Origin of the sequence: Paenibacillus tyrphae (assembly GCF_024158745.1) — a bacterium.
GTDB lineage: Bacteria > Bacillota > Bacilli > Paenibacillales > NBRC-103111 > Paenibacillus_G > Paenibacillus_G tyrfis_A.
Genome location: NZ_JAMZAW010000001.1, coordinates 299,391 through 314,940, shown reverse-complemented (window position 1 = coordinate 314,940; position 15,550 = coordinate 299,391). Strand labels below are relative to the sequence as shown.

The window sequence follows — 15,550 nt, the reverse complement described above, 5'->3', positions numbered from 1 at the left end:
GGTTCATCAGATGGGGTGAAACAGTGAACGAAAATGTGCTCCAATATTGGAACCGAACGAAACAATATTGGAATCAATTCAGCAAAACGCAAAAGTGGACTGTTATCGCAACTGTGATTTTAGTCATACTGACGGTAGGTATTATTAGTTATAATTTTTCTAAAACCGAGTACGCCTTGGCTTACACGAACTTGCAGCCTAGCGACGCGGCGGCCATTAAAGCGTACTTGGACGGCGCCAAAATCCCGTATCAGCTCAGCGAAGACGGAAAAAGCATCGGCGTTCCGCGCAGTCAAGTCGCCAGTGTCAAGCTTGCCGTCGAATCGCAAGGCTTGAACAAAAACGGTAACGTCGGCTATGGTGCCTTCAGCCAAAGCAGCACCTTCGGCACTACGGACAGAGAATTCGATGTCAAATACGTCAATGCCGTTCAAGGCGAGCTGCAGCAGCTCATCAACTCGAACAATGCGATCGCAAGCTCGAAAGTATTGATCAGCTTGCCACAGGAAAGCTTGTTCTTGCGGAAGGGGGAGCAACCGGAGAAAGCATCGGCCTCCGTCGTGCTTGATATCAAGCCGGGCTATACGCTTGATCAAGCCAAGGTCGATACGATGTACAACTTGGTTTCTCACAGCATCAAAGGGCTGCCGGTCGAGAACATTACGATTTCCGATCAAAACGGCGATCTGCTTGAGTACTCCAAAGCGAACGGCAAAGTAAGCGGAGCTTCCAATCTTGCTTTACAGCAATTCGAAATCAACAACAAGTTCAGAAACGATGTGCAGCGCAACGTGCAACAAATGCTCGGCTCCATTCTCGGCCGGGACAAAGTGATCGTAAGTGTGTTCTCTACGATGAACTTCGATCAGACAAGACGCAAAGAGCAGTTGGTGACCGCGCCGAATACGGTAGACCAAACCGGGCTCGATATTTCCATTCAAGAGATCCAAAAGAACTATACGAGCGACGGCAGCGCAGGGACCTCCGGCGTACCGGGAACGGGCGCGACGGATGTACCGGGATATCCGGGAAGCAGCAACAACGGAAAGACGAATTCCGAAGAGGTGCAAAAAACGGTAAACCGGGAAGTCAACCGGATTACGAACGAAATTGAGATGACGCCCTACATAGTAAAAGATTTAACCATTAATGTCGGCATTGAACCGCCCGATCCGCAAAATCCGAACTCGCTTACGCCAGAGACGGTGAATGAGATCCGGAAAATCCTTATCAACGTCGTGCGTGCAGGCTTGGCCGATAACAAGCCACAGATAACGGACACAGAGCTTGATAAAAAGGTAACCGTGTTTCCGCACACGTTCGCTAAAACGAACGAAACCCAGGGAACGAGCACGAATTCGATGCTGCTCTACGGTGCACTCGGCGGATTGGCTCTTGCATTGCTTGGCGGAGGCGCCTACTGGTTTATGCGCAGACGCAAGGCGCAGCAAGAGGAAGAAGAAGAGATCCTGGACGAGTCGCCGCGAGTGGAATTCCCGACCATCGATATCGATAACTTGAACAATGAAAATCAAGTGCGCAAGCAGCTGGAACAGCTTGCCAAGAAAAAACCGGAAGAATTTGTTAATCTGCTCCGCACTTGGTTAGTAGACGAATAGAGGTGTGCAACACTTGGCTAAAGTACAGCAACCGGGTTTAACGGGGCGACAAAAAGCCGCAATTCTTTTGATTAGTTTGGGTCCGGAAGTGTCCGCTCAAATTTTTAAACATCTGCGTGACGAAGAAATTGAGCAGCTCACTTTGGAAATAGCCAATGTCAGGAAAGTTGACAACGCCGAAAAAGAAGCGATCTTGGCAGAGTTCCATCAAATTTGCTTAGCCCAAGAATTCATATCGCAAGGCGGTATCACGTATGCGAAAGAGATTTTGGAGAAAGCGCTCGGATCTCAAAAAGCATTGGATATCATCAATCGGTTGACGGCGACGCTTCAAGTGAGACCTTTCGATTTTGCCCGGAAAGCCGATCCTGCTCAAATCTTGAACTTCATCCAGAATGAAAATTCGCAAACCATTGCTCTGGTTCTCGCGTACCTGCAGCCGGAGCAAGCCTCCATCATCCTGTCCTCGCTTCCTCAGGAGAAACAGGCAGACGTGGCTAAACGGGTTGCCCTGATGGACAGCACGTCGCCGGAGGTCATCAGCCAAGTCGAGCGGGTACTTGAGCAGAAGCTTTCCGCCACGGTTACGCAGGACTATACGAATGCCGGCGGGATTTCGGCCGTCGTTCAAATTTTGAACGGCGTCGACCGCGGGACAGAGCGTACGATCCTCGATTCGCTCGAGATTCAGGATCCTGAGCTTGCCGAGGAAATCAAGAAGCGGATGTTCGTATTCGAAGACATTGTCAACATCGACAACCGCTCGATTCAACGGATTATCCGCGACATCGAGAATGCCGATCTTCAGCTGGCGCTTAAAGTGGCCAGTGAAGAAGTTCGGGAAGCCATTTTCAAAAACATGTCCAAGCGGATGGCCGAAACGTTCCGGGAAGAAATGGAATACATGGGTCCGGTTCGGCTGCGTGACGTCGAAGAAGCACAAACTCGCATCGTAGCTACGATCAGGCGTTTGGAAGAAGCCGGTGAAATCATCATCGCCCGTGGCGGAGGAGATGATATTATTGTCTAATGTCATCAAATCATTTCAATATGTAGCTATGGAAGACAGCAAGCTTGTAGAGCCTCCGGCCCCTCCCGTTCTCAAACAAGAACCGCTGCAAGACGGCGAACTGACGGAGGAACAACAGCTCGAGCTCGACAATCTGATGCAGATGAAGGACCAAATTCTTCAAGACGCCGAATCGTTTGCCGAAGAGCAAGTTCGAGGCGCCATGGATGAGGCCGCAGCCATCAGACAACAGGCCCAGGCCGAAATTGAAGCTTGGTGGGACGAGCGCAGACAGCTGGATCAGGAAACGATCGAGCAAGCGATGGACCGGGGCTTCGAGCAAGGTTACCAGGAAGGGCTGGCCAGAGCCGAAGCGGAGCTTCGCCAGCAATACGACAGCATGCTGCAGGAAGCATCGCAAATCTTGGAACAATCGTACTTATTAAAGCAGCAGATCATTCAAGAGTCCGAACCGTTTTTGATCGAGCTTAGCTGCTCGATTGCCGAGAAAATCGTCGACCGCCAGCTGACGCTGGAATCCGAATGGGTCATCGAACTGATCCAAAAGGTACTGTCACGGCGAAGAGAAAAGGGAATTATTGCGCTTTGCGTATCGCCTTCTCAATTCTCCTATATACAAGACGCACGAGAAGAACTTTTGTTGCACTTAGATTCGCAAGCGGAGCTACAAATTATTCCGGATGCTTCGGTACAAGATCGCGGATGCGTTATTCGGTCTTCCTTCGGAAGCATCGACGCCCGCATCGACACGCAGCTGAACGAAATCAAGAATGCGCTTCGGCAAGTGGCGCTGCGAAGCGAGGGATCTTAGATCATGCAGGTGCCATCCGCGCAGAAATACATAGAGCATTTAAGTCAAATCGACCCGGTGCGCGTAAACGGAAAAGTCACTCAAGTCATTGGATTAACGGTTGAATCGGAGGGACCGGATGCGAGCATCGGCGATGTATGCTACATCTATCCGTTCAAATCGAACCAGCCGCTGAAAGCGGAAGTTGTCGGCTTTAAGAACAACAAGGTTATTCTTATGCCGCTCGGCGAGCTTCATGCGATCGGTCCAGGCTGCGATGTGGTCGGTACCGGCAAACCGCTGACGGTGCAGGTAGGACACGAGTTGCTCGGCAAAGTGCTGGACGGGCTCGGTCAACCGCTCGACGGAACGTTTTTGCCGTCGCGCATGACACAATATTCTACTAATAATATACCTAACAATCCGTTAAAACGGCCGCGCGTTCTAGATCCGATCAGCGTCGGTGTACGCTGCATCGACGGTTTGCTGACGATAGGCAAGGGACAGCGCGTCGGTATTTTCGCCGGGTCCGGTGTCGGTAAAAGTACGCTGATGGGAATGATCGCCCGCAATACGTCAGCCGACGTGAATGTGATTGCGCTTATCGGAGAACGCGGCAGAGAGGTGCTCGATTTTATCGAACGCGATCTCGGTCCCGAAGGGCTGGCCCGTTCGGTTGTCATTGTTGCAACGTCGGATCAACCAGCGCTTATCCGGATCAAGGGTGCGCTGATCGCTACGACGATCGCCGAATTTTTTCGCGATCGCGGGATGAACGTGATGCTGATGATGGACTCGGTGACCCGGTTTGCCATGGCACAGCGTGAAGTCGGCTTGGCGGTAGGCGAACCTCCTGCAACTCGCGGTTATACGCCTTCCGTATTCGCGACGCTCCCTAAGCTGCTGGAGCGGTCGGGCACCGGACCCAAGGGTTCCATTACGGCCTTTTACACGGTTCTTGTCGACGGGGATGATATGAATGAGCCAATTGCGGATGCTGTACGGGGAATACTGGATGGTCATATCGTGTTGAACCGTAACATAGCCAACCGCGGGCACTACCCCGCTATCGACGTTCTTGCCAGCGTTAGCCGGGTGATGAAAGAAATTGTTCCTCACGAGCAACAGCTTGCGGCCGAGAACTTGAAAAGATTGCTATCTGTGTATAAAGATTCGGAGGATCTGATCAATATCGGGGCGTACCAGCGAGGATCAAATTCAGAAATTGATCAATCTCTCGACTCTATACAAGCGATATGGGATTATACGCGACAACGCGTCACGGAGAAGCTGACATACGCGGAAGCGCAGGAAAGGCTAATTCGAGAATTTTACAGGGGATGAGAAGGAGCATGCGGTTTCGATACGCTTTTCAAAAAATCGTTGATTTGAAGATGAACGAGAAAACGCAAGCGGAATGGATGCTGTCCGAAGCGATCGGTAAGATGCGTGCAGAGGAATCTTCTCTGGCCGAACTGGAGAAAGCCAAGCACGAGATGCAGGAGGAGCTGCACAAGTCTTCCAGCCAAGTAACGACGGTATCCAACCTGCTCATGATGCAAAGTTACGTGAACCATATTGACGGTCGCATTCAGCTCAAGCATCGGGATGTGCAAGCAGCCAAAACGATCGTACAGCTCAAACAGGACGATTTAACCGGTAAGATGATTGAAGAAAAAGTTTGGACGAAAGCGAAAGAAAGAGCGTTTCAGCATTTTTCTACCGAGGTTTTGAAGAATGAACAAAATCAATTGGACGAAATGGCGACGAATCGTTTTAAACGGCTTTCGTAATTCATGAAAATGCGGGAGGTGAGGAAGTGGCAAACACAGATACGGAGCAGTCCTCCTCTTACGGAGCTATGGAGCGGTTTTTAATATGGTTCCTGATCCCTTTTGTTTTTACAGCTGTACTGCTCGGTGTTCTGTTGACGATTTTTGATTATGATGTGATGAACAACGTCCTTCGGGCAGCCAATAAAATTCCTATCGTAAACAGCATCATCCCGGACCCGAAAACGAAGGAGACGGCAGACAAGCAGGAAACGGCTCAATCTGCCGGGACCGAGTCGTCCGCTCCGGCACAGGAGAATGCGAATGCCGGTACGACGGCCAAGCTTCAGGAATTGGAGCAGGCGCTGAAAAAGGCGGAGGCCTCGCTGCAGCAGCGGGATGAGACGATAAAGGAATTGCAGCTCAAGAACAGTACATTGGAAGAAAGCGCAAAAAGCAAGACTTTGAGCGACGAGGAATATGCGCATCAAATTCAACAGCTTGCTACCATGTATGCGAAGATGTCGCCGAGCAAATCGGCACCGATTATGGAGAACTTAACCTCCAAAGAATTGGTTTTGGTGCTTGGGATGATGAAACCGGACGAGCGCGTAAAGGTGCTGGAGAAGATGGACCCGAAGAAGGCTGCTGACGCCTCGATTCTGCTGAAGGACCAAACGAACGTAAGGGATACGGAAATTGCAGCCCTGCAGGAACGCTTGAAAGAATTGGCGTCGCAGAGCAAGCAGCCCGCAGACAAGCTGAGCAAAGACGATTTGGGCAGCACGTTTTCGAATATGACGCCCAAAAGTGCGGCTACCGTCTTGATGGAAATGCAGAAATCGAATCCCGACAAAGTGATCTCCATCTTGAGTTCTATGGACAGCGGCGGACGCTCCAGAATTTTGGCGGCCATATCGGATCAGTCCAAAGAAACCGCAGCGCTGATCTCGGCCCGACTGGTTCAATAAATACAATGGAAAGGAGGTGAAAAAAGATGGAAATTTCAACACAAACTCCTGTGGCCGCATCTGCCGGGACATCCGCTGCCGGATCGAACGCTTCCGCCAGTACGGGGAGCGCAGCCGGAGGGGCCGGATCCTTCTCGTCGGCTCTAAACGGAATGATGACAGGCGATGCTTCCGGAGCGGGAGCCACCACCGCAGGAACCGCCGGCTTGTCGGCAATTGCTCAGTTGATCGCTCCTTTGATTGCCGCGCTCCCGCAGACGGCGGATCAAGCTCAGGCTCAAACGGCTCAACAAATCGACGGCTTAATCCAACTGCTCGACTCGGCAAAAGGCGAGGATGCGAACGCGCTGATAAACAACCCGGATTTGCAAGCCTGGTTGCTGCAGCTTCAAGCGCTGCTTGCAGCACTTCCCTTGAGTCAGCCGGAGAACGGTCAAACGGCTGTTCCAACAGGCGAAGGAAACAACGCGGAAGAGAGTGCGGATGCGCTTAATCCGCTGCTGTTTATTCCTTTGACGCCTACGGTGGATACGCCTGCGGGGTCGGAGACGGATGAACTTGGCGCGATACAGCAGCCCAAAGCGCTGACGGCACAGGAAGCCGCCGCCATTTTGAAACAGTTGAAAGACCTGGTAGCGGAAGGGAAAACAGACTCGAAGCTTCAGCAAGCGGTGAAAGAGTTGCCGGCTGTTCTGTTGTCGGCCGCGTCCAAATTAAGCGAACTGCAAAAACCTAGCGCCGATCAACGCCGTGTTTCTTCTACTATACAGACTGCAGCGACAGCGGAAGCAGCTCCATCCTCGGATGCCGGGAAGCTTGTCCAAGTGGTCTCCAGCCCGGTGCAAAAGCTCGAAGCGCTTACAGCGAAGGCGGCGATGGTACAGCTTCATATGGATCCGCCGAAAGCCGACGAAGGGCCTCTGTTTGAACCGTTAAACGCGGGAATGGCAGACAGTACGGAAAGTCAGCCGATGCCGCTGCACGAATACATTAAGCAGCAAGGCAATCATGCGCAGATAAAAGCGCCGGTTGTACAGATGCAGGCAGCTACTTTTTCGGAGGACATGACGCAGTTTGTCGTTCGTTCCATATTTATGGGAACGTCGGCAGACGGGATGACCGAGGCTAAAATTTCGTTGTATCCTCAGCATCTCGGACATGTCGAAGTTAAATTGACCATGCATAACGGACAACTGATTGCCCAGTTCGTAGCGGACAGCTTGGCCGGTAAGGAAATGCTGGAGAGCCAGTTATCGCAGTTGAGAACGACACTGCAAAGTCAGGGCATCCAGGTGGAGAAGCTCGAAGTAAGTCAGAGCCAGAACTACCAGTCCGGCATGTTCCAGGAAGGACGCCAGCAGCAGCAGTCCGGACAATCCTCCAAGCAGCAGAAAGCGGCCAGCGGCCGAATTGCCGCGATGGAAGACGAGTTGAAGGAAGAAGCGATGACTTCGAGCACCGCAGGCAGTCTGGGAACCGGATCGATTGACGTTACGGCCTAAGTAAGCTTACACCGATGGAGCAGGGGGTGAAACCGTGCCCGATTCAAATGTCAGCACCAGAAATATATGGCCGTATTACGCCAAAGGAAATATTCAGAACGCCGGCAAGGCCGATGAAAAAGGGAAATTGGGACAAGATGAATTCCTTAAAATTCTGATGACCCAATTGCAAAACCAGGATCCGACGCAGCCGCTGCAGGATAAAGAATTCATCGCTCAGATGGCTCAATTTACATCCGTCGAGCAGCTCGCCAAAATGAGTTCGGAAATGAAAATGCTTCGGCAGTCGCTTGGATTTGCATCCAGTTTGATTGGTAAAAAGGTTACCTACACCTACGTTGACAAAAACAACAAATCTATCGTCAAAACCGGAACTGTGGAGTCCATCCTTATGAAGAAGGACGAGCAGTACGCAAAAATTAACGGCGACGAAGTGAAGATGGATCAGATCAGCCAGATTTCCAATCCGGAGGTAACTCCATGACGGATCGAATAACGGTTGGTCGCCTGTTTCCGAATGCCGTGGCGCCGCAGCCCGTACGACGAACGGACCCGGAACCGAGGGTTCAGACAACCTCGTTCGATGCGATGCTGCAAAATCAGCTCGTGCGGTTCAGTCATCACGCGGAAGAACGTTTGCGGCAGCGGGGCATTCAGCTTGGGCCCGAGCAGCTTGTCAAGCTTAACACCGCGATTGACAAAGCCGCGAGCAAAGGGGCAAAGGATTCGTTGATGCTGATCAACGATACCGCTCTGATCGTCAACATCAAGAATCGCACGGTAGTTACAGCTATGGACGGAGCATCGATGAAGGACAACGTATTTACCCAAATCGACTCGGCCATGATTATTTCGTAGCGATAGGCCGGCCCGAATTTCGGAGGCCGAGGTTGTGGACCGACTGAAACAACCGAAGAACGAGTGTTATAGAACTTGCTGTAACTAACGTTAATTACATCATCATTGACAACTGTTTTCATCCATCGATGCGCAGTTGCAATATGGGAGGATAACTATCGATGTTAAGATCGCTTTATTCCGGCGTTTCGGGTATGAGAGGCTTTCAAACAAAGCTTGACGTCATCGGCAACAACATCGCAAACGTGAATACGTACGGCTTCAAAGCCGGACGCGTAGCGTTCAAAGACATCATGAGCCAAAAGATTTCAGGCGTAACGGCCCCGACGGATACGGTTGGCGGCGTTAATGCCAAACAAATCGGACTTGGCGTGACGGTTGGCGCTATCGATACTCTCCACACCCCGGGCAGCGCCCAAACAACGAATAAAATAACGGATTTGCGTATTGACGGAGACGGGTTCTTCCTTGTGTCACCAACTACTGATGTAAATGGGCAGCCGCTCCTTACACGTGCCGGTAACTTTGATCTGGATGCCCAACGTCGTCTCGTTACGGCGGACGGTATGTTTGTTTTGAACACCGGAGGTACAGCTGTGGCGCTGGAAGAGACCGTTACCGCATTCTCGATTTCGCAGTCCGGCGAAATTATCGCCATCGGAGCTGACGGGGCTGCAACGCCGACAAATCAGTTCATCGCCGTTGCCAAAGTAACAAATCCTGGCGGGTTGGAGAAAATCGGAGGCAACCTGTACCGGACGACGCCAAACTCGAATACGGAAGCAATCGACCCGAACGGATCCACGGCAAACAACCCAACTACGGGAACCGGCGCTATCATCTCCGGTCAGCTTGAAATGTCCAACGTGGATTTAACGTCCGAATTTACGGAAATGATTGTCGCTCAGCGCGGCTTCCAGTCCAACTCGAGAATTATTACTACATCCGACGAAGTGCTTCAAGAAGTCGTCAATCTGAAACGATAGTTTGCTTCAAGGGGGAGTAATTCTCCCCCGATTTTATCCTTTCGGAGGTAACCGATGGTCCGCCTGACACGGCTTAATGGGAAAGCAATCGTCCTGAACGCGCTTTTGATCGAATCAATCGAAGAAACGCCGGACACTATGATCACGCTGGTGACCGGTAAAAAAATCATGGTGCTCGAGCCGGTGGCGGAAGTAATGGACACCGTACACCGCTTTTTGCAAACCGTAGGTCTTGTCGGCGGTACGGTTAAGAGCCTGAATTCGGAGGGGTCGTAAGTTGTTTAAAAGCAGAATTTTCATAATGGTTGTTGCTATTCTTATTGCGATTACATTGATATTGACGGCTGCGTTCGTACTGTGGAACTATATGGATAAAGCGAATCAGAACCCTCAAGAGCAGGCGCAAAGTTCTGCCCGCGACGTAAAACAAGCCAAAAAGCTGACCCCGGATGAGGTCAAGCAAAATACAGTCATCATGAAAGACGTGCTTACCAATTTGGCCGGGGGCAATGGCAAATTCATTAAATTGAGCTTTGCCTTTGAACTGGAAAATAAGAAGGCCAAGGAAGAGTTTGAGAAGTTGGACAGCCAAATGAAGGCCATTGTCATTCAAACGCTATCCGATATGACACCGGAGCAAGTATCGGGAAGCAAAGGCTTCGACAATCTCACTTCCGCCCTTATGAATAAAATGAACCCGCTTCTCCAATCGGGAAAAATGAATCAAATCTTGATTACGGATTTCGTACTCCAATAACTACATAGCATGATGCAGCAGTTCAAAGGAGGTGACGCTAATGGTTGATGTTCTTTCACAGAATGAGATTGACGCCCTGCTAGCGGCGCTTTCTTCAGGGGAAATGGATGCGGAGGAGCTTAAAAAGGAAGAGACGCAGAAAAAAATACGGGTGTACGATTTTAAACGTGCCGTGCGTTTCTCCAAGGATCATATCCGGAGCTTAACCCGAATTCATGAAAACTTTGCCCGATATTTGACGACGTATTTTTCCGCTCAGCTTAGAACCTTTGTCCAGATCAACGTAGTGCAGGTTGAACAGCTGCCTTACGACGAATTCATCCGGTCCATTCCGAAGATGACGATTCTCAACATTTTTGAAGCGGAGCCGTTGGAAGGCCGCATGGTGCTTGAGGTTCACCCGAACGTAGCCTTTGCGATGCTGGATCGGCTGTTAGGCGGAGCGGGGACATCGCCAACGAAGATCAATGCGTTGACCGAGATCGAGACCATTGTCATCGAACGGATTTTCAGCCGGGCCTTCGACAGTTTGCAGGAGGCTTGGAAGACGGTTATCGATTTGTCTCCGCGACTGGAAGCGCTCGAAACGAATCCGCAGTTTATGCAGATCGTATCGCCTAACGAAACGATCGCGCTGATCTCGCTCAGCACCAAAATCGGCGACACGACCGGGATGATCAACCTGTGTATCCCGCATGTCGTCATCGAACCGATTATGCCGAGACTATCGGTGCACCATTGGTTCGTTTCCCAGAAAAAAACAAGCGCGCCGGAGGAGCTTACGGCTCTCCAGTCCAGACTGCATAAAGCGAAACTGCCGATTATCGCGGAGTTGGGTTCTTCCCAAATTTCCGTGAGGGAGTTTTTGAACCTCAACGCCGGGGATGTCATCACGCTTGGTAAATCCGTGAACGAGCCGTTGGACATTCGCATAGGGGAAAAGTTGAAGTTTTACGGCAGTCCCGGAACGACGCGAGGCAAGCTGGCTGTCCAAATCAGCGAGATTGTCCAAGAAGAAGGAGTGGAAGAGAATGACGAATAACAAGGATTATTTGTCTCAAGAAGAGATCGATGCGCTATTGAGACAATCGGGTGATGGCGAATCCTCCGCTATTTCCGAGTTTGTTCCTCAAGTAGAAGATTATTTGTCTTCTTTGGAGCAAGATGCGCTTGGCGAAATCGGAAACATTACATTCGGAAGCGCGGCTACTGCACTTTCCACCCTGCTTGGCAAAAAGGTGGATATTACGACTCCAAAAGTATCCATCATCGCTCAGTCTGAACTCGCCGACGAGTTTCCGAAGCCGCACGTGGCTGTCCATGTGAACTACGTCGACGGCTTTCATGGGATCAACCTTCTGGTGATTAAAACCCGGGATGCCCAGGTTATCGCCGATTTGATGATGGGCGGAGACGGAACGGGACAAACGGAAGAGCTTAGCGAAATTCATATCAGCGCGGTTCAAGAAGCGATGAACCAAATGATGGGTTCGTCCGCTACATCGATGTCGACGATCTTCAACCGGTTTGTCAATATTTCGCCGCCGGGAATCGACATATTAAATTTAGCGTCAGGGGAAGGAACTGCCTCCCTGCCTCCAGAAGATGTATTTATCAAAATCTCTTTCCGACTGACGATCGGCGACCTGATTGATTCGACCATCATGCAGCTGCTGCCGGTCCCTTTCGCCAGAGAGATGGTGTCTACTTTAATGGGAGGTGGAGACGCAATAGAGGAACCTGCACCGGCGCCTGCACAATCCGCGCCCGTTTCCCAACCGGTCCCGGAACAGCCAGCCTTTGCCGCGCCGAGCGCCTTCGGACAAGATCCTTATTCGCAGCCTCCGGCAGGGCATCAACCGCCGCCGCAGCACGGTTATCAGCAGCCGGTTTACCAGCCGCCGATGACTCCGCCTGCAGCGCAAGCTTATCCGCCGCAGCCGGCCAACTACGGTGTTCCGACGGCACGGGGAGTAAACGTCCAACCGGCTCAATTCGCCAATTTCAGTCACCCGCAGCTATCCCCTGCAGAAGATACGAACTTGAATCTGCTGCTGGACATCCCGCTTAAAGTGACGGTCGAACTGGGTCGTACGCATAAGGTCATTAAGGACATTCTCGAATTGTCTCAAGGATCGATCATCGAACTGGACAAGCTGGCCGGGGAACCTGTCGATATTTTAGTCAATAACAAATTGATCGCTAAAGGCGAAGTCGTCGTCATTGACGAAAACTTCGGTGTCCGCGTGACGGATATTGTGAATCAATGGGATCGGATTCAAAAATTACAATAATAATCAACCAACAAGATTACTTAAGCATCCTATAGGAGGAATGGTTACCCATGGCAAACCGTATTTTGATTGTAGACGACGCAGCATTTATGAGAATGATGATTCGAGATATTTTAACGAAAAATGGCTATGAAGTTGTCGGAGAAGCAAACGACGGCGCACAAGCGATTGAAAAATTTAAAGAGCTCCGCCCCGATCTGGTTACGATGGACATCACGATGCCGGAAATGGACGGTATCCATGCGCTTAAAGAAATCAAGAAGCTTGATGGAAATGCCAAGGTCATTATGTGCTCTGCTATGGGGCAGCAGGCTATGGTTATCGATGCGATCCAGGCAGGCGCCAAAGATTTCATCGTGAAGCCGTTTCAGGCGGACCGTGTTATTGAAGCGATCAAGAAAACCTTGGGATAATTTCAACCAGGGTCGAACGATGGGTCTTGCGCAAATTGAAAGGAAAGTGAAATGTTGAGAAGACTCATAGCCAAGTTATCGTCCGGTGTTGCCATGGTTTGGATGCAAACAGCAGTATGGCCTGCTGCTGTTTGTTTCGCGGAATCGGAGAACCCGGCCCCTTCTGGGGCGGGAATGCTGGGCACACCGGATCGACTTGTAACGGAAGGTAGTTCAGGGGGCACGTTCTGGATGATCTTCCAAGTCCTTTTTTTTCTTTTACTTATTATCGGAATTTTTCTGGTCATCGTGAAGATGATTTCGCAGAAAAATAAATTTTTATCCGGGCGGTCGATACGTTCCTTGGGTGGGCTGCCGCTCGGACAAAATAAATCGATTCAAGTTGTCGAAATCGGCCGTTCGCTTTATATCGTCGGAGTGGGGGAGAACATTCAACTGCTCGAAAAGATCGAGGACGAAACCGAGGTCGCTTTGATTACGGAGCTGATGTCTTCCGGCCCGGCGTTTGCGGGCCCGACCTTCGATTCCATCGGAGGCTGGCTCAAAAAGCTTCGCAACAAGCCGGCAATCGAAGAAGACATAGAAGTGACAGCCTCGTTCCAAGAGGTGTTTCACACAAAAATCCAGCATATGTCGGATCAGAAGAAACAAATGGAACAGCTGCTCAAGCAAGACACTAATTCAGATCGGTTGAATGATAAATGATGAAATTCAATAAGAGGCTCATTTTCCTGCTGATTCTTCTTGTTCTGTGCGGTTCGCTCGCAAGTACTGCCTATGCGGCCGATCCGATTCCCGGAATCAACATCGATATCGGGACATCCGACAATACGCAGGGGGCTTCGAGCGCCATTACCATCGTGCTGCTGATTACCATTCTCAGCATCGCTCCGGCCATTCTGATTCTGATGACCAGCTTTACCCGAATTGTCATCGTGCTCGGCTTTGTCCGGACGTCGCTCGGTACGCAGCAAATGCCGCCGAACCAAATGCTGATAGGTCTTGCGTTATTTCTGACCTTTTTCATCATGGCGCCAACGCTTGGAGACATCAACCAAACGGCTGTGCAGCCCTATCTTAAGGGAGAGCTGACCCAGACGGCAGCGCTGGAGAAAGCATCCGTTTCGATCAAGAAGTTCATGTTTCAGCATACCCGGGAGAAAGATTTGAAGCTGTTCCTGGATTACAGCAAGGCGCCACGGCCAAGCGGAGTGGAAGATACACCGCTTACGGCACTTGTTCCTGCTTATGCGATTAGCGAGTTAAAGACGGCGTTTCAGATGGGCTTTATGATCTTTATTCCGTTTTTGGTCATTGATATGGTCATTGCCAGTACGCTGATGGCGATGGGGATGATGATGCTGCCGCCGGTAATGATTTCGTTGCCGTTCAAAATCTTGCTGTTCATTCTTGTGGACGGTTGGTATCTCGTCGTTCGTTCGCTTCTGCTCAGTTACAATACATAGACGGACCAGCCGGGAGGAGAGCACTTTGAGCTCGGAATTTGTAATCAGATTAGCCGGAGAAGCGGTATACACCACGCTTAAAGCCAGCGCTCCGATGATGGTGCTGGCGCTGGCGGTCGGCTTGATCATCAGTGTATTTCAAGCGACGACGCAAATCCAGGAGCAGACCCTTGCCTTTGTTCCGAAAATCGTCGTTGTGCTGCTTGCGATACTTATATTCGGTCCTTGGATACTGACGACACTCGTTGATTTTACCTATAATCTGTTGAATAACCTGTATAAATACGTGGGATAGGTTGTGGGTGAAATGGAGTGGGTTTTGCAGTATCTTCCCGGATTTTTGTTGTTTTTTTGTCGGATTTCTTCGTTTTTTGTCGTCGCTCCCGTATTTGCGGCCCGTAATGTGCCGATGCAGCTGAAGGTAGGGCTATCGTTTTTCGTTGCTTTCATTACGTTCTTCAGCATCGGGCTGACGACGCCGGTGGCTATGGATTCACTGTATATTCTTTCCGTTGTCCGGGAAGTGTTTGTGGGATTAAGCCTCGGTTTCATAGCGTATATGTTCTTTCAGGTCGTTCAGATCTCCGGTGCCTTCATCGACCTTCAGATGGGGTTCGGTATAGCGAACGTGATCGATCCGCTAACAGGAGCGCAAAGTCCGATTCTGGGCAACTTGAAGTACATGATCGCCATGCTGCTGTTTTTAAGCTTCAACGGTCATCATTACTTGCTCGAAGGAATCATGCGAAGCTACGAATGGATTCCTTTGAACAACGATTTGTTTGTTAAAAATTATAACGGTCAGCTTTCGGACTTTATGCTGAAGACGTTCTCTCAAGTATTTGCTATTAGTTTTCAAATGGCGGCGCCGCTTGTCGTCGCAATGTTTCTGACCGATGTCGGTCTTGGGCTTCTCGCTCGGGTAGCCCCGCAGTTCAACATTTTCGTCATCGGGATTCCGGTGAAGATTATCGTTGGTTTTATTCTGCTGCTTCTCTTGTTTCCGGGATACGAATTGATCTACAAAGAGAAATTCTCGACCATGCTGGAAACGATGGCCAAGTTTTTCGGATTGTTCGCTGGCAGTTAGCG

The 15,550-nt window shown here is 50.5% G+C and carries 19 protein-coding genes; all 19 read left to right on the top strand.

The annotated features are described in order from the left end of the window. The first annotated feature begins 23 nt into the window (after nucleotides 1–23). The gene (fliF, locus tag NI000_RS01470; RefSeq protein ID WP_253407034.1) at nucleotides 24–1,619 is read left to right on the top strand and encodes a flagellar basal-body MS-ring/collar protein FliF; all 1,596 of its coding nucleotides are present in this window, start codon (nucleotides 24–26) and stop codon (nucleotides 1,617–1,619) included. A gap of 4 nt (nucleotides 1,620–1,623) precedes the next feature. Then, nucleotides 1,624–2,649 carry a flagellar motor switch protein FliG gene (gene fliG, locus NI000_RS01465; protein ID WP_029191232.1) on the top strand — a complete coding sequence of 342 codons (1,026 nt, stop codon included), beginning with the start codon at nucleotides 1,624–1,626 and terminating at the stop codon, nucleotides 2,647–2,649. Next, on the top strand, nucleotides 2,642–3,460 hold the full coding sequence (locus NI000_RS01460; RefSeq protein WP_253407032.1) for a FliH/SctL family protein: 819 nt from the start codon (nucleotides 2,642–2,644) through the stop codon (nucleotides 3,458–3,460). Before fliG ends, NI000_RS01460 begins: the two co-directional genes overlap by 8 nt. A gap of 3 nt (nucleotides 3,461–3,463) precedes the next feature. Next, a complete protein-coding gene (gene fliI / locus NI000_RS01455) occupies nucleotides 3,464–4,783 on the top strand; it encodes a flagellar protein export ATPase FliI (RefSeq protein WP_253407030.1) in 1,320 nt (439 codons plus the stop codon). A gap of 8 nt (nucleotides 4,784–4,791) precedes the next feature. Further along, on the top strand, nucleotides 4,792–5,232 hold the full coding sequence (fliJ, locus tag NI000_RS01450) for a flagellar export protein FliJ (RefSeq protein ID WP_253407024.1): 441 nt from the start codon (nucleotides 4,792–4,794) through the stop codon (nucleotides 5,230–5,232). Nucleotides 5,233–5,258: 26 nt separating this feature from the next. Beyond that, nucleotides 5,259–6,182: a magnesium transporter MgtE N-terminal domain-containing protein gene (locus NI000_RS01445; protein WP_253407022.1), complete on the top strand. Its 924-nt coding sequence runs from the start codon at nucleotides 5,259–5,261 to the stop codon at nucleotides 6,180–6,182. 26 nt (nucleotides 6,183–6,208) lie between these two features. Next, nucleotides 6,209–7,684, top strand: coding sequence for a flagellar hook-length control protein FliK (locus tag NI000_RS01440; RefSeq protein ID WP_253407020.1), 1,476 nt, complete (start codon nucleotides 6,209–6,211; stop codon nucleotides 7,682–7,684). A 34-nt stretch (nucleotides 7,685–7,718) separates the two neighbouring features. Beyond that, the gene (locus NI000_RS01435; protein ID WP_253407018.1) at nucleotides 7,719–8,168 is read left to right on the top strand and encodes a flagellar hook capping FlgD N-terminal domain-containing protein; all 450 of its coding nucleotides are present in this window, start codon (nucleotides 7,719–7,721) and stop codon (nucleotides 8,166–8,168) included. Next, nucleotides 8,165–8,542: a TIGR02530 family flagellar biosynthesis protein gene (locus NI000_RS01430; RefSeq protein WP_010491298.1), complete on the top strand. Its 378-nt coding sequence runs from the start codon at nucleotides 8,165–8,167 to the stop codon at nucleotides 8,540–8,542. The genes NI000_RS01435 and NI000_RS01430 overlap by 4 nt, the downstream gene beginning before the upstream one ends. A gap of 161 nt (nucleotides 8,543–8,703) precedes the next feature. Beyond that, a complete protein-coding gene (gene flgG, locus NI000_RS01425) occupies nucleotides 8,704–9,528 on the top strand; it encodes a flagellar basal body rod protein FlgG (protein WP_253407016.1) in 825 nt (274 codons plus the stop codon). 54 nt (nucleotides 9,529–9,582) lie between these two features. After that, the gene (locus NI000_RS01420) at nucleotides 9,583–9,804 is read left to right on the top strand and encodes a flagellar FlbD family protein (protein ID WP_163857859.1); all 222 of its coding nucleotides are present in this window, start codon (nucleotides 9,583–9,585) and stop codon (nucleotides 9,802–9,804) included. Between the two features lie 25 nt (nucleotides 9,805–9,829). Further along, entirely contained in the window at nucleotides 9,830–10,285 is a 456-nt protein-coding gene (locus NI000_RS01415; RefSeq protein ID WP_193394388.1) for a flagellar basal body-associated FliL family protein, read from the top strand. A 40-nt stretch (nucleotides 10,286–10,325) separates the two neighbouring features. Beyond that, nucleotides 10,326–11,327 carry a flagellar motor switch protein FliM gene (gene fliM / locus NI000_RS01410; protein ID WP_025850745.1) on the top strand — a complete coding sequence of 334 codons (1,002 nt, stop codon included), beginning with the start codon at nucleotides 10,326–10,328 and terminating at the stop codon, nucleotides 11,325–11,327. Further along, nucleotides 11,317–12,579: a flagellar motor switch phosphatase FliY gene (fliY, locus tag NI000_RS01405; RefSeq protein ID WP_253407014.1), complete on the top strand. Its 1,263-nt coding sequence runs from the start codon at nucleotides 11,317–11,319 to the stop codon at nucleotides 12,577–12,579. Before fliM ends, fliY begins: the two co-directional genes overlap by 11 nt. 50 nt (nucleotides 12,580–12,629) lie before the next feature. Continuing rightward, entirely contained in the window at nucleotides 12,630–12,992 is a 363-nt protein-coding gene (locus NI000_RS01400; protein ID WP_010491286.1) for a response regulator, read from the top strand. Between the two features lie 231 nt (nucleotides 12,993–13,223). Next, nucleotides 13,224–13,697 (top strand): flagellar biosynthetic protein FliO, encoded by a 474-nt coding sequence (locus NI000_RS01395; RefSeq protein WP_253407012.1) that lies wholly within the window; start codon nucleotides 13,224–13,226, stop codon nucleotides 13,695–13,697. Further along, entirely contained in the window at nucleotides 13,694–14,458 is a 765-nt protein-coding gene (gene fliP / locus NI000_RS01390) for a flagellar type III secretion system pore protein FliP (protein ID WP_253407011.1), read from the top strand. The genes NI000_RS01395 and fliP overlap by 4 nt, the downstream gene beginning before the upstream one ends. A gap of 25 nt (nucleotides 14,459–14,483) precedes the next feature. Further along, nucleotides 14,484–14,753, top strand: a complete 270-nt coding sequence (fliQ, locus tag NI000_RS01385; protein ID WP_025850740.1) for a flagellar biosynthesis protein FliQ — start codon at nucleotides 14,484–14,486, stop codon at nucleotides 14,751–14,753. Nucleotides 14,754–14,765: 12 nt separating this feature from the next. Continuing rightward, complete coding sequence (fliR, locus tag NI000_RS01380; RefSeq protein ID WP_253407002.1) at nucleotides 14,766–15,548, top strand: flagellar biosynthetic protein FliR; 783 nt, start codon at nucleotides 14,766–14,768, stop codon at nucleotides 15,546–15,548. The last annotated feature ends 2 nt before the right edge of the window (nucleotides 15,549–15,550 follow it).